Origin of the sequence: Pigmentiphaga kullae (assembly GCF_004216695.1) — a bacterium.
In the GTDB taxonomy this organism is placed as follows: Bacteria; Pseudomonadota; Gammaproteobacteria; order Burkholderiales; family Burkholderiaceae_B; genus Pigmentiphaga; species Pigmentiphaga kullae.
Window position 1 is genome coordinate 2,067,209 of sequence record NZ_SGXC01000001.1, and the last position, 13,964, is coordinate 2,081,172.

Consider the following 13,964-nt stretch of genomic DNA (forward strand, 5'->3'; position numbering starts at 1 on the left):
AGTATCACAGCACTTTCTTGAGTTGATCAGCAATTTGCTGGATATCGGCTTCCCTAATATATGGGCCAAAAGGCAGGCTCAGCACTTCCTTGGCGACCAAGTCTCCGATAGGAAGGACGACTTGAGAGTCAGCGACTGCAGGCTGCTTGTTGAGTGGGATCGGGTAGTGAATAGCCGTTGGGATACCTGCAGCGGTCAGAGCACGTTGTACCTCGTCGCGTTGTGAAACGCGAATGGTATATTGAGCCCAGGCGCTGACATTATGATCTTCAATGCGAGGAATGGAAGCGACCCCCGCTTGTGTGAGCAACTTGGAGTATAGGGTAGCTGCTTGTTGGCGCTGATCCATTTCGTCACTGAAAATTTCGAGTTTTGCCAGGAGGATCGCCGCCTGCAACGTATCTAGGCGACTGTTTACGCCCACCCGGATATGGTGGTACCGGCGGTCTTGTCCATGACGGGCAATTTGGCGTATCGTCTTGGCTAGATCGTCATCGTTGGTGAAGATGGCCCCCCCGTCTCCGTAGCAGCCGAGTGGTTTGCTGGGAAAGAAGCTGGTGCATGCAATTGTGCTGAGGTTGCAGGAGTACCGGCCTTTATATGTGGCACCAAAACTCTGTGCTGCATCTTCGATAACAGCAAGGTTGTATTTCTCGGCAATTGCGTTGATGGCGTCAAAATCCGCGCACTGGCCATAGAGCGATACCGGAATGATTGCCTTGGTCCGAGGCGTAATCGCCGCTTCGAGTTTTGCCGGGTCTAGGTTATACGTCTTCTCCTCGATGTCGACATAAACCGGCTTTGCTCCTAAAAGAGCACTGGTTTCGGCGGTGGCGATATAAGTGAATCCCGGGGTGATGATCTCATCGCCGGAGGTTACTCCTAAAGCCATCTCGGCTATCTGAAGCGCATCGGTGCCGTTGGCGCAGGTTATGCAATACTTGGAGCCTACGTATTGTGCGAGTTTGTTCTCTAGTTCTTCTACCTCGGGGCCTAGAATATACCGTCCGTGTGCAAGGACCCGATCGATGCCTGCGGTGATTTTTTCCTTGAGGCGCTGTTGCTGGGATTTGAGGTCACAGAATTCGATCATTGCGAAACTTCCTCCTTGCAGAGTTTTCTTTGAGTCAGGATGTAGTGGCTACCGGTATGGGGGCAAATGTACTCGCCTGTGCCTTCCAACGGTAATGGTATCTGCTCGCCGTATTCGCTCATCCATCCGATTTGGCGGGCGGGAACGCCAACCATTAGAGCATAGGCGGGGACATCTTTATTTACCACTGCCCCTGCCCCTATGAAAGCAAATGGTCCAATTGTTATGCCGCAAACGATGGTGCTATTGGCCCCGAGCGTTGCACCTCGACCTACTCGAGTATTTCGGTACTCACTTTTTCGCTCGACTAGGGCGCGAGGGTTGTAAACGTTTGTAAAGACCATGCTAGGGCCGCAAAAAACACCATCGGCCAGTGTCACGTTATCGTACACAGAAACGTTATTTTGTATTTTGCAATGATCGCCTATTTGGGTATTATTTCCGACGAAAACGTTTTGACCTAGAGACACGTTCTTGCCGATTTGTGCGCCGCCGCAGATATGTACAAAGTGCCATATCCGAGACCCTTCCCCGATGCGCGCCCCTTCATCTATCACGGCAGTCGGGTGGACAGTATAATTGCTCCGGTTTGTCATTTGAGAATCCTCATCGCGGCTTCTTCTCCCTGAATTTGCGCGGTTGTCCATTTGCCTCCGTAGATATGCAAGACATTGCCGATACGCTCAAAAGCCCATTCTCGGGTGTTGTTCGACGGATTATTGGCACTTCGTATGAGCGGGCGTATGCCAGAATATGTTTTTGTTATTTCAGTGATGCTTGCCGAGGGCTCTATATAATGATTAAAAATTTTGAGTAGATAACTGATTTCTTCTGGGCTAGCACCAGGGTTAGAAGGGTTGTCCTGCCGAATTTCGGTGGTCCCCACTAATGTCTCGCCCTTGTAAGGTAGGACGAATATGATGCGTTTCTCGTGCGGGACTTGTAAAAAAAGCGCGGTAGGGCAGGGGCGCGCAAGCACGATGTGGCTGCCGCGAACCCAATCCAAGGAGTAGGGTGGCCGGGTGCCGTGTGTGGAACGCAAATCCATCGCCCAAGGGCCGGCCGCATTTACGATTCGATCAAACTGCTCAAGCTCGTCAAAATCGGTTATTGTGTGGCCGGTTACGAGCTGGCCGCCGTCTCCCTGGAATCGCTCGATTACCCATTTCCCCAGAGCGTAGTCGTCCATCTGCGCGTCATAAAATGAATATGCGCCAAGAAGATTGCGCTGAGTCAGCGCGGGCTGCCGCATGAGAACCTGTTTGGGCGTGAGCCAGGATGCTTTTGGAAAGCCGCTACCTGAGGCCAGTAGGTCGTACAATTTTATTCCTGCGCCGACCAGCCAGGTGGGCCGCATTTGACCTTGATACAGGGGCAGGAGCAATTCCAAGGGCGAGCAAAGATGTGGCGCTTGTCGCAGCCATTGGCTGCGAGCTTGCAATGCTTTATGTACCAGGCGAATCTGAAAGGTTTCGAGGTAGCGTAGCCCACCGTGAAGCAGTTTGGAGGAAGCTCGGCTGGTTTCCTCCATCGGCTGCTTTCGTTCAATGAGTGTTACCTTGGCTCCGCGGCGCGCTAGTGACCAGGCTGTGGAAGCCCCAATAATGCCGGCGCCGACAACAGCTATGCGCATTGCTCAATATTCCAAGGGCAGAGCGACTTTGCAGCCATCGCGGGCGGACATATACATGGCGATAAGTAGTTCTAGGCTCTTCAGTCCTTCCCGCCCGTCCGTTTCCGGATGTGCTTCGCCTCGCAAGGTTTGAATGACGTTCTCATAATAAAGCGGATGCCCGAAGCCGTAGACTGACGTAGTGCTGTAGCTTGCTTGCTGGATTTCCGCGTCTTCGGGTCGACTATCGGAAAAATCCCAATGCAGTACTTCGTTTACGGCCACGCCGCCTATTTTAGCCGTACCCTTCTCTCCGATTATGGTAATGCTGCCTTCAAGATTCTTGGGGTATGTGAGCATGGAAACGTTCAAGGTTCCCATTGCTCCGCTGCGCCAGCGAAGGGCAGCCACCCCACTGTCTTCCACTTCGATGTTGCGCACCTGCGTGCCGGTGTATGACATGACACTCTCGACTGGTCCTATTAGCCAATCAAGTAAATCGATATAGTGGCTTGCTTGATTCATGAACGCCCCGCCATCGAATTCCCAGGTGCCTCTCCATTTCGCACTATCATAATAATCCTGAGGGCGGGTCCAGAAAACGTTGACTGCAACGTTATATATCCTGCCAAACCGTTTTTGTTCGACGGCGCGTTTTAAGAGCTGCAGCGTGGCGTTGCGGCGGTTTTGCTTGACAACAAAGAGATAGACGCCGGATTTGTCGCACGTTTCAACCATGCGAAGCCCGTCTTGCCATCTAGTCGCCATCGGCTTTTCAGTCATGACGTGCCTGCCGGTAGGGGCAATCCTGCACGTTTGGGAGGAGTGCAGGCCGCTGGGCGTGGTAAGAATGACGCAGTCAGCGGAGGTATTTTCCAGCAACTCTCCCAACTGGGAGTGGCCCCGGGCGCCAGTTTTTTTTGTTGCATCCTCCAGGGCGGCGGGCGATGTATCACATACATCTACGAGTTCACATTTGTCAGCGTGGCTGGCAATCGCGGAAAAGTGATTTTGAGCAATTCGACCGCATCCAACGAGAGCAAATCGAACTTTTCGGCCTTGAATAGGAGAAACTGTAAACATAGGGGGCTCGCTTAAAGATGCGGTCGGGAGTTTTCAGGGCACAGATCTGGGGGCCAAAGAAGGGCCTATCTGTGCTTAATTCTTTGCTGCTGATAGGTTCAAGTAATGGCTTATGTACCAAGGCATAGCGGCTTCTATGCCGGCTATGACATCATGAGTGGGAACGTATCCGAGAAGTTCACGGGCTTTTGCGATGTCCGCTTGCGAGTGCAGGACATCTCCAGCTCGAAAGTCTCTGTAGATGGGCTGTTGTTCATAGACGATGTCTTTTTCTTTCAAGCCATCTTTGAGGATGGAGAAAAGCTGGTTTAGGGTGGTTTTCCCACCTACCGCAACGTTGTAGACCTCGTTTCTTGCTATTGCTGGGGAGAGTGTTGCCAAGAGATTGGCCTGAATAACGTTGTCTATGAAACAAAAATCCCTGCTTGTTTGTCCGTCACCATTGATATAGATCGCATCGTTGCGGATCATTGAGGCGATCCATTTCGGAATGACAGCAGCATAGGCGCCTTCGGGATCTTGGCGAGGTCCGAATACGTTGAAGTATCGCAACCCGATTGTCTTGAAACCGTAACTTAGAGCGAACACCTCGGCGTATAGCTCGTTTACATACTTCGTGATGGCATACGGAGAAAGGGGCTTCCCAATCCTATGTTCAATCTTGGGAAGATCGGGGTGATCACCATAGGTAGAACTACTCGCCGCATAGACGAAGTTTTTTGCTTGCGCATCGCGCGCGGCGACAAGCATGTTCAAAAACCCATCTATATTGACCGAGTTCGTCAGCAGAGGGTTCTCCAAGCTGCGCGGCACGGAACCCAGGGCCGCTTGGTGGAGCACGTAATCGACGCCGGAGCAGGCTTGTGTGCAGACGTTTAAATCTCGGATGTCGCCTTCAATGAATATAAAGCGTTGCCATTGCTGATTGGATACCCTTTCCCGAATTTCGTCCAGGTTGCGTCGGTGCCCGGTCGAGAAATTGTCGAGTCCGACTACGTCTTGATCCAGCCGTAGAAGGGTTTCAACGAGATTGCTGCCAATGAACCCAGCCGCGCCTGTGACGAGCCATTTTCTTGGCGTAGATTGAATGCGACGAAAAATTTGCTGAGAGAGCATTGTCTAGGACGCGCTTAATGGCATGGTAATGGAAAGGCTTACAGACGCATATCGGCGCTGTGCCGAGGCAGGATGTACTTGAGGTCGTAAAGGACATGTCGCGATTTGGCGAATTCGCGAATCGCTGTCTCTCCCATTTCCTTGAACTCGTCGTGGGCAACAGCCATTATGATCGCGTCATAGGTGTTGGTGGTCGGCTTGTCTATCGGCGTGATGTCATATTCATGCAGAGCCTCATTGGCATCAACCCAGGGGTCATAAACGTCGGCAACTACGTTATATTCCTGTAGTTCTTTTATGATATCCACGACACGGGTGTTGCGAAGATCGGGGCAGTTTTCCTTGAATGTAAGCCCCATCACAAGGACTCGGGAGCCTTCCACCTGGATGCGCCGGCGCAGCATGACCTTGACCAGCTGGGATACGACATAGGCGCCCATGCCATCATTGAGGCGGCGGCCAGCCAGAATGACTTCCGGGTGATAGCCTATGCTTTGGGCCTTATGGGTCAGGTAATAGGGGTCAACTCCTATGCAGTGACCGCCCACGAGGCCTGGGCGGAATGGCAAGAAATTCCATTTCGTACCTGCTGCTTGCAGCACCGCTTCGGTATCGATGCCCATTCTGTTGAAAATGATAGCCAGTTCGTTGATAAGCGCGATGTTGAGATCTCGCTGAGTGTTCTCGATCACTTTTGCTGCTTCGGCTACGCGAATGCTCTCGGCCTTATGGGTGCCGGCAGTAATGATTTCTTGATAAAGGCTATCGACCAGTTCCGCGACGTCGGGTGTCGACCCGGATGTTACTTTCTTGATGGTCGAGACTCGATGCTGTTTGTCGCCGGGATTAATGCGCTCGGGGCTGTAACCGGCAAAAAAATCCATGTTGTAGCGCAGGTTCGAATGCTTTTCCAGAACCGGAACGCAATCTTCCTCGGTCGCCCCAGGGTAGACCGTGGATTCGTAAATGACGATGTCGCCCTTTTTCAGAATCTTGCCGATGGTCTCGGATGCTTTGATCAGTGGCGTCAGGTCGGGTCGTTTGTGGGCATCGATTGGAGTGGGGACAGTGACGATGAACACGTTGCAGTTTTTCAAGACCTGCGGGTCGGCGCTGTATGCGAGCTGAGTGGCGGCCTGCAACTCTTTATTGCTGACCTCGAGAGTGTTGTCGTGGCCGGCCTGAAGCTCGTCGATTCGGGTTGTATTGATATCGAATCCCAGAACGGCTCTTTTCTTGCCGAATTCCACTGCAAGCGGCAGACCTACGTAGCCGAGGCCGATAACTGCGAGCTTAATGTCTGATAGGCGAATTGTCATTTTAGAAATCGAAAAGTTAGAAGTTCAAAATTCGGCTGTTCTGGACAAAATGGGGGCGAGCATCTGGCTGGTCACCTTTTGTGCATCATATTTTTCTTCTGCGAGGCTACGGCTGTTGTGACCATACTGCGCGAATCTTTCTGGATTAAGAATAGCTTGCTCCATCGCATTCGCGAGTTGTTCAGAGTCTCGGGGAGGGACCAGCAGTCCGTTGTAGCCGGGGACGACGGTTTCCCGGCAGCCAGGAGCATCAGTGGTGATAATTGAACGCCCCATCGCCATGGCTTCCAGCACGGTACGGGGGGTACCTTCCCTGTAAGACGGCAGTACGTAGACCGAGGCCTGTGCTATGGCCGGCCGTACGTCATTGAGGGCACCGAGATACTTGATCAGCCCATTTTCCTGCCATACGGAGAGTTCCTGAGGCGAGATGGCCGAGGGGTTGGGGTCTAGAGGTCCCGCAAGCAGGAATTTAGCTTCAGGGTACTTGGCCTTGATGATTCGAGCGGCAGAAACATATTCCCGGACACCTTTATCTGCAACCAGTCGTGCAATCATCAGAAATTCCGACTCGGAGCGCGAGGCGGCGACGCCGAATTCGGACAGATCGACCCCGGAACCGTTGACGACAGAGGTCGAGGCGTCGGGATCCATGATCTTTAACGAAAAAAACGCTTGCTGATCGTCAGGGTTTTGGAAATAAATATGATCAGTCTTGCGCAGGGAGGCGCGATACAGACGACGGGCCAGCTGACCGACGATTTGTCGGCGAAGGCTGAATGAGGCGTCTGTGAAGGCATAGCCGAGCCCAGTTATCAGCGCATAGGTTTGTTTGACACCAGCATGCCTGGCGGCCATGAGTCCATAGACGATAGGTTTGACCGTGTAGGCAATGACCAAGTCAGGCTGGATAGATGAAGCCAGTGCACGTATTCGCCAATAAGTCTGGAGATCCTTTATCGGGTTCAGGCCAGCCCGGGCAAGTGGAACCGAAAAGTAATCCCCGCCAAGTTCTTTAAACCGGGATTTTACGTCATCATCCGGTTCGGCTGCGCAGCCATATACTTGATAGCCATGGTCTGCTAGGCCAACGATGAGCGGCCACCGAAATTTGATGAGGGACGTAGAGAGGCCCCCTATCACAAGGGCCCGTTTTCCTCGCAGTGTGGGTTGAGCGGGCATCGTCGATGTTTATAGAGTGTGTCTGAACTAGCAAGGGGAACTGGCGAGTTTTAGGACTTCCGTGATCGCCGATGCGGACCGGCCGATTTCGTCCTGCGTAAGCGTGGGATGGACCAGAAACATAAGGCTGGTCTCGCCGAGCACCCGAGCGTTTGGTAGAGGAGATGACGGGGCATAGCCAGTTCCCTCGAAGGCCTTCTCGTTATAAACCTCCGAGCAGGACCCTTGATAGCAGGGAATCCCGCGGTGAGCGAGTTCTTCGATAATACGATCCCGAGACCAGCCGGTATTGAGAGATTGAGGGCGGACAAATGCGTACTTCTTGTACATTGCGTGGACAATTTCTTCGCCAGGGATGGGATCGCGAAGGGCGGAATGGTTGGCAATGGTTGCGGATAAAGCCAAAGCGTTGGCTCGCCGCGCATCACCCCAGGCTTTTATCTTGCGCAATTGCAGCCGGCCGAGGACCGCCTGCATCTCCGTCATGCGCCAATTTGTCCCAAATGAATCGTGAACCCAACGGAATCCAGGGGGGTGTTGACGTTCATAGACGGCTTCCCAGGACTTGCCGTGATCCTTATAAGACCACATCCGCGACCACAACGCATGATCATTGGTGGTGACCATGCCGCCTTCTCCGCCGGTAGTCATGATCTTGTCCTGGCAGAATGACCAAGCCCCGATGTGACCGATGCTGCCCACGGGGCGGCCTTTGTATGTGGCGCCGTGAGCCTGGGCGCAATCTTCAATTACGAAGAAATTCTTTTCTTTCGCCAGGGTCATGATGGCGTCCATGTCGCACGGCCAGCCCGCCAAGTGGACGCAGATCACGGCTCGGGTGTTGGGTGTCAGAACCTCGCGGATGGTAGCGGCGGTGATGTTCTGGCTGTCCAAGTCGACGTCGGCGAAGATCGGGCGCGCACCAGCGTTGATGATGCTCGAAACAGACGCAAGGAAGGTGCGTGGGGTGACGATGACGTCATCGCCTGGCCCGATCTCCAGTGCCTTCAAGGCCAGGTCCAGCGCTACCGTGCCGTTGGCCAACGCTATTGCATGTTCGGTATGACACCATACCGCGAACTCCTTTTCGAATTCCCTGCATTCCTGCCCAGTCCAGTAATTGACCTTGTTCGACAGCAGCACTTGTTTAACTGCTTCCGATTCCTCTTCGGTGAAGGACGGCCAGGGAGAAAAAGGTACATTCAGCATGTTTACGTGCTCCTGTTCAAAGCTTTTGCCGGATTGCCCACTGCAGTGATCCCGTCTGGTTGTGGGCTGACGACAACCGCACCCATGCCAATCACGGCGTGAGCGCCGATGGATATCTGCTGGCGAATGCCGGCGTTGGTACCAATCCAGCTGCAAACGCCTACTGTGACCCCTCCTGCGAGGTTGGCCCCGGGGCTAAGGTGGACGCCGTCTGCTATTTGGCAATCGTGGTCCACGGTCGCCCCGGTGTTGATGATGCAAGCGCGGCCGATATGAGCCCCAATATTAACGACCGCTGCCGCGAATATGACGCTGCCGGCCTCGACCCTGGCGTGCCTACTGACCGTGGCGCGTGGATGAATGATGGTGGCCAAGCGGGCTCCCGCTGCAACCAAGGTTTCGCTACTGGAGAGGCGTACTCGATTGACGCCTATACCGACCACGACGCCATCGAACTCCTGGCATTGTCGGAGCAAGGCGGTCTGGCCCCCCAGGATGGGCCAAGGCCCCTTGTTCCTGCTTTCAGGCCATGCGTCATCGAAAAAGACAATCTCCTGCCATTGCTCGCTCGCCTCTGCCGCATCTGCGACGACGCGGCCATGACCGCCAGCGCCCAGTATCGCTAGGCGTTTCATGGGTTATTGCCGCGAAAGCGTTCCATCGTGGCTTGGCCTTCGCCACTGATGCCTTCGCGGATCAGGACTTTACGCATTGTTACCCACAGGATCTTCAGATCGAGCGACAGCGAGTGGTTGTCCACGTACCAGACGTCCAAATCGAATTTCTCGGGCCAAGACAATGCATTACGCCCATTGATCTGCGCCCAACCGGTTACGCCGGGACGGGTTTCGTGGCGTCGCGATTGATACGAGTCGTACAGCGGCAGATATTCCATTAGCAAAGGGCGGGGGCCGACAAGGCTCATGTCTCCCCGAAGGACGTTCCAGAGTTCGGGCAGTTCGTCCAGGCTGGTGCTTCGCAGAAGCCGTCCGAATGAGGTCAGACGCTGCTCATCCGGCAAGGGGCGGCCGTCGAACCCCACGGCGTCGCGCATGGAGCGGAACTTGACCATCTGGAACGGTTTGCCATGCAAGCCCGGGCGGATTTGGCGGAAAAATATCGGTGAGCCAAGCTTCAGCCGGACTGCGATGCATAACAGCAGGATGATCGGGCTGAGTAATAGAAGAGCTATCGCTGCCAGGACAATGTCGAATACTCGTTTTGCCATGAAACTATGTCTTGTGACGAAGGTGCTGGAAACCGTTACGGGTCTGATAGGAACGAAGAGGTTATGCGGGGTGGCCTACGACTACATTCTGTTTGTAGCTTGGTGCGGAAGAGGCATCCCTGTCTTCGCGGGAGGGGATTGTGGCAGGCTCGCTCGCCATTGGCGTGGCCGGTCTATCGCTAAGCAAAGAATATGGTGTGTATTCCGGGACCAGCTTTTGCAGAGCGGTGCGTACGGCTTGGCTGGAGCCGCTCCGGCACGCTGTGTGCAGCGCTTCCAGTAACGGCTCGAGCTGTCCCAGTGTGAGGTAGTGCTCGCGCGAACAGAGAATGCGGGGATGGTCGCTTGCCATGGTGTCTCCGCCGATCAGCAACTCCTCGTACAGTTTTTCGCCTGGCCGCAGACCTATCACCTTGATTTCAATGTGTCCGTTGGGGCTTCCCGGCCCTTTTTCAGTCAGACCAGACAACTGGATCATGGTGCGAGCCAGGTCGATGATCCGAACGGGTTCCCCCATATCCAGCACGAAGACTTCACCACCGCGCGCCATGGCGCCAGCTTGGATGACCAGTTGCGCAGCTTCAGGGATCAGCATGAAGTAGCGGGTCACGTCGGCATGAGTAACCGTCATGGGCCCGCCCCGTCGAATCTGATTGCGGAACAACGGAACAACTGAGCCGGATGAGCCCAGGACGTTACCGAAGCGGACCATGCTGAACACCGTACGATTGTTGGGACGGAGGGCAAAGGCTTGGAAGATCAGTTCTGCGCAGCGTTTGCTGGCGCCCATGACGTTAGGGGGGCGCACTGCCTTGTCGGTCGAAACCAATACGCAAGTGTCGACATTGTTTTGGGCTGCTGCTAGTGCTACAGACCAAGTCCCCATCACATTGTTGCGGATGCCTGCAACCATGTTGTTCTCTACCAGAGGCACGTGCTTGTAGGCCGCGGCATGGTAAATGGTGTTGACTCGATGTTCGCGGACGATGCGGCAGACCAGTTCGTTGTCGCATACGTTTCCCATATAGGCGACCAAGACGGTCGCAGGAAAGCGTTCCCGCAATTCGTGCTCGATTGCATACAGAGCGTATTCGGAGTGGTCTAAGAGTACGAGTTGGGTCGGTTTCTGCGATTCGATCTGGCGACATAGTTCGCTGCCTATGGAGCCACCGGCCCCCGTCACCAATACCGATTTGCCTGTGACGCATTTTGAGAACAGATCACGTCGTGGGGGTACGGGTTTGCGGCCCAACAGGTCTTCTACCTGAACTTCCCGTATTGTGCTCTCCAGGACCTTACCTTCCACCATTTCCGCCATAGTCGGAAGCGTGCGTACTGGAATGCCTAGGGTGGATAGGTGATTGACGATCGTGCGTCGGCGCTCGGGGGATGCTGAGGGGATGGCCAGAATTACTTGCTGTACTTCATACTTGCGCACGATGTCGCTGAGCCGGCTTAGTGCATAGACCTTCAGGCCGCCCACATGCTTGTTGGCCAGGCGCTTATCATCATCGAAGAAGCAGATCGGTGTATAGGCATGGCTGGTTCGCATGGCGACGGCCAACTGGAAGCCGGCTTCGCCGGCACCGTAGATGGCAACCCGAGGCGCGACGATGTGCTTGCGAAGTGGGGTACGCAGTATGTGGCGGGCACCGAAGCGGGAAGTGACTACATACGAGAAAGCAATGAACCAATAAATCAATAGCGTACTGCGGGGAGGGGGGGGCACGTTGAACAATACGCAGGCGATGTAGGTACCGATGGCCAAGACGGCCAGCCCAAAGCCCGTAGAGCGCAGCATGGAGATATCCATGTAGCGCACTACGTTGCGATACAGCCCGCACAAATAGAAAATGGGTATGGCCGCCAGGGCCATGATAATGGGTGCGCTGATTCCGTATCTTTGCAGAATGCCAGCATCACCTAAGCGGAGATAGAAGGCAGCGATGAGGCTGGCGGGAAGAGCGATAGCATCCGCCATGAGCATGACCGCGATCTTTTGCGGCCGGGAAAGGGAAAGAAGAAAGTCGCGTAGTTTCGTCTGCATGATTACCTTGTACCAATCCGATCGCGGGTGACGAATCTGGCCCCCGGGGGATACACACCCCTTCGTGACTCATTCCCCATCGACTGCCCGGCAGGAAGACAGTTGGCACTCGGTAGTGCGGCGGCGGTATTCTGGTTGGCGCGCCGAATTGCGGCAATCCCCGATTTGAGGGATTGCGGAAAGCCGGAGTACGGTCTTTCCAGCGAATTCAGGACGGTCTGAAAGATTAGCATGTCGCGATGCGCCTATCGTAAAAGCTTGCAAAAAGATTGCATCAGTTTGTGCATGCGCGAAATAGGCAATCTCATTTTTGAGAAATGCAAAACGTAGCGATCATTTGCCGGTTGCCGTGATTGCTTCGCCGATTTCCTGCCCCCTCGTTATAGGCCGCGCGGTTCTGGGACGAGCCCGGATTTGTAATATCTACATATATATTGCGAACCCCGGACGCCGGAATGACGATCAAGCCAGGCTGGTAGCCAGCCGGTCCACGCACCGGACCGCCAGCATTTCCTCGTCCGCCTCCACCATCAGGCGTAGCTTGGGTTCGGTGCCCGAAGGCCGGATCAAGACCCGTCCGCGGCCTTGCAGCGTGGCGGAAACCTCCCGGTAGGCCGCGGCCAGGCCCGGGTGGGATTCCCATTCCAGGTCGGGTTGCAGCTTCACGTTCACCAGTTTCTGCGGCAGCAGGTGCAGTTCCGAGGTCAGGGCCGGCAGGCCCTTGCCGCTGCGGCGCATGGCGGCCATGACCTGCAGGGCGGCGATGACGCCGTCGCCGGTGGAGTGGCGGTCCAGGCACAGGATGTGGCCGGAGCTTTCGCCGCCGAACAGCCAGCCCTTGTCCTGCAGGGCTTGCATCACGTTCTTGTCGCCAACGGAGGTGCGGACGAAGGGAACGTCCAGGTCGGCCATGCGGCGCTCGAACGCGTAGTTGGTCATGACGGTGCCCGCCACGCCGGCCACGGGGCCTTGCGTCATGCGGTCGCGCACGACCACGTAGAGCAGTTCGTCGCCGTTGTACATGCGGCCGCTGGCATCGACCATCTGCAGCCGATCGGCGTCGCCGTCCAGGGCAACGCCCAGGTCGGCGCGGTGTTCCTTGACCTTCTCGGCCAGGGTTTCCGGGTGGGTGGCGCCCACTTTTTCGTTGATGTTGAAGCCGTTGGGCTCGCAGCCGATGGTGATGACCGTGGCGCCCAGTTCCCGGAAGACGTTGGGAGCGATGTGGTAGGCGGCGCCGTGGGCGGCGTCGACCACGATGCGCAGGCCGTTCAGGTCCATGTCCGGGGGGAAGCTGGCCTTGCAGAACTCGATGTAGCGGCCGGCGGCGTCGTCCAGGCGCTTGACCCGGCCCAGCCCTTCGGAAGGCGTGCAGCCCATGGGCTGGTCCAGCGCGGCTTCGATGGCCTGTTCGGTCTGGTCGGGGAATTTGCTGCCCTGGGCCGAGAAGAACTTGATGCCGTTGTCGTCGAAGGGGTTGTGCGAGGCGCTGATGACGATGCCGGCGGACAGGCGCAGCGCGCGGGTCAGGTAGGCGACGGCGGGGGTGGGAATGGGGCCGGCCAGGACGACGTCCACGCCGGCGGCGGAAAGGCCGGCTTCCAGCGCGGATTCGAGCATGTAGCCGGAGATGCGGGTGTCCTTGCCGATCAGGACGGACGGGCGGTGCCCGCGCGGGGCCTGGGCCAGGAGGACCTGGCCGGCGGCGTGGCCCAGGCGCAGGGCGAAGGCGGGATTGATGACCGCGCCGCCCACTTTGCCCCGGATGCCATCGGTGCCGAAATATTTAACTTGTGTTGCAGCCATGATTTCTTCCGTGCGTTCTTATTGCCTCATGCTTCTTTGCTTGGTTGACGAGGAAAGCGACGCCTGGCGTTCCTTTTTATCGGAGCACCGGTAGAGACAGGCCGCCATGATTCCCCACTACGGCTTTTATGGAAATCTGCCGTTTAGCCAACGCAAGCCACACGGACGACAGCATAGGCGGGGAAGTATGACACTCCACTTCCGCTATGTAACAAAATACGGGAGATGGTCCCCAGAATGGGGTAATGCCCGGGTGGCCCCACACCGGG

The 13,964-nt window shown here is 55.7% G+C and carries 12 protein-coding genes; all 12 read right to left on the reverse strand.

Annotation, left to right across the window (positions count from 1 at the left end):
• Positions 1-4: 4 nt before the first annotated feature.
• Complete coding sequence (locus EV675_RS10080; RefSeq protein ID WP_130357115.1) at positions 5-1,093, reverse strand: DegT/DnrJ/EryC1/StrS family aminotransferase; 1,089 nt, start codon at positions 1,091-1,093, stop codon at positions 5-7.
• A complete protein-coding gene (locus EV675_RS10085) occupies positions 1,090-1,689 on the reverse strand; it encodes an acyltransferase (protein ID WP_130357980.1) in 600 nt (199 codons plus the stop codon). Before EV675_RS10085 ends, EV675_RS10080 begins: the two co-directional genes overlap by 4 nt.
• Positions 1,686-2,726, reverse strand: a complete 1,041-nt coding sequence (locus EV675_RS10090) for a glycerol-3-phosphate dehydrogenase/oxidase (protein ID WP_130357116.1) — start codon at positions 2,724-2,726, stop codon at positions 1,686-1,688. The genes EV675_RS10085 and EV675_RS10090 overlap by 4 nt, the downstream gene beginning before the upstream one ends.
• Before the next feature lie 3 nt (positions 2,727-2,729).
• Positions 2,730-3,788 carry a Gfo/Idh/MocA family protein gene (locus EV675_RS10095; RefSeq protein ID WP_130357117.1) on the reverse strand — a complete coding sequence of 353 codons (1,059 nt, stop codon included), beginning with the start codon at positions 3,786-3,788 and terminating at the stop codon, positions 2,730-2,732.
• 75 nt (positions 3,789-3,863) lie between these two features.
• Positions 3,864-4,904: an NAD-dependent epimerase/dehydratase family protein gene (locus EV675_RS10100; RefSeq protein ID WP_130357118.1), complete on the reverse strand. Its 1,041-nt coding sequence runs from the start codon at positions 4,902-4,904 to the stop codon at positions 3,864-3,866.
• A 38-nt stretch (positions 4,905-4,942) separates the two neighbouring features.
• The gene (tviB, locus tag EV675_RS10105; protein WP_130357981.1) at positions 4,943-6,217 is read right to left on the reverse strand and encodes a Vi polysaccharide biosynthesis UDP-N-acetylglucosamine C-6 dehydrogenase TviB; all 1,275 of its coding nucleotides are present in this window, start codon (positions 6,215-6,217) and stop codon (positions 4,943-4,945) included.
• A 30-nt stretch (positions 6,218-6,247) separates the two neighbouring features.
• On the reverse strand, positions 6,248-7,405 hold the full coding sequence (locus tag EV675_RS10110; protein ID WP_130357119.1) for a glycosyltransferase family 4 protein: 1,158 nt from the start codon (positions 7,403-7,405) through the stop codon (positions 6,248-6,250).
• Between the two features lie 27 nt (positions 7,406-7,432).
• Positions 7,433-8,614, reverse strand: a complete 1,182-nt coding sequence (locus EV675_RS10115) for a DegT/DnrJ/EryC1/StrS family aminotransferase (protein WP_130357120.1) — start codon at positions 8,612-8,614, stop codon at positions 7,433-7,435.
• A 2-nt stretch (positions 8,615-8,616) separates the two neighbouring features.
• Positions 8,617-9,249 (reverse strand): acetyltransferase, encoded by a 633-nt coding sequence (locus EV675_RS10120; RefSeq protein ID WP_130357121.1) that lies wholly within the window; start codon positions 9,247-9,249, stop codon positions 8,617-8,619.
• Positions 9,246-9,842: a sugar transferase gene (locus tag EV675_RS10125; RefSeq protein WP_130357122.1), complete on the reverse strand. Its 597-nt coding sequence runs from the start codon at positions 9,840-9,842 to the stop codon at positions 9,246-9,248. The genes EV675_RS10120 and EV675_RS10125 overlap by 4 nt, the downstream gene beginning before the upstream one ends.
• Before the next feature lie 61 nt (positions 9,843-9,903).
• Positions 9,904-11,889, reverse strand: a complete 1,986-nt coding sequence (locus EV675_RS10130) for a polysaccharide biosynthesis protein (RefSeq protein ID WP_130357123.1) — start codon at positions 11,887-11,889, stop codon at positions 9,904-9,906.
• Positions 11,890-12,351: 462 nt separating this feature from the next.
• Positions 12,352-13,695, reverse strand: a complete 1,344-nt coding sequence (gene glmM / locus EV675_RS10135) for a phosphoglucosamine mutase (protein WP_130357124.1) — start codon at positions 13,693-13,695, stop codon at positions 12,352-12,354.
• Positions 13,696-13,964: the final 269 nt, after the last annotated feature.

Bases quoted from the DNA above. Each gene is read 5' to 3' on its own strand.
- EV675_RS10080 (WP_130357115.1), bottom strand. From the start codon at position 1,093: ATGATCGAATTCTGTGACCTCAAATCCCAGCAACAGCGCCTCAAGGAA.
- EV675_RS10085 (WP_130357980.1), bottom strand. From the start codon at position 1,689: ATGACAAACCGGAGCAATTATACTGTCCACCCGACTGCCGTGATAGAT.
- EV675_RS10090 (WP_130357116.1), bottom strand. From the start codon at position 2,726: ATGCGCATAGCTGTTGTCGGCGCCGGCATTATTGGGGCTTCCACAGCC.
- EV675_RS10095 (WP_130357117.1), bottom strand. From the start codon at position 3,788: ATGTTTACAGTTTCTCCTATTCAAGGCCGAAAAGTTCGATTTGCTCTC.
- EV675_RS10100 (WP_130357118.1), bottom strand. From the start codon at position 4,904: ATGCTCTCTCAGCAAATTTTTCGTCGCATTCAATCTACGCCAAGAAAA.
- EV675_RS10110 (WP_130357119.1), bottom strand. From the start codon at position 7,405: ATGCCCGCTCAACCCACACTGCGAGGAAAACGGGCCCTTGTGATAGGG.
- EV675_RS10115 (WP_130357120.1), bottom strand. From the start codon at position 8,614: ATGCTGAATGTACCTTTTTCTCCCTGGCCGTCCTTCACCGAAGAGGAA.
- EV675_RS10120 (WP_130357121.1), bottom strand. From the start codon at position 9,249: ATGAAACGCCTAGCGATACTGGGCGCTGGCGGTCATGGCCGCGTCGTC.
- EV675_RS10125 (WP_130357122.1), bottom strand. From the start codon at position 9,842: ATGGCAAAACGAGTATTCGACATTGTCCTGGCAGCGATAGCTCTTCTA.
- EV675_RS10130 (WP_130357123.1), bottom strand. From the start codon at position 11,889: ATGCAGACGAAACTACGCGACTTTCTTCTTTCCCTTTCCCGGCCGCAA.
- glmM (WP_130357124.1), bottom strand. From the start codon at position 13,695: ATGGCTGCAACACAAGTTAAATATTTCGGCACCGATGGCATCCGGGGC.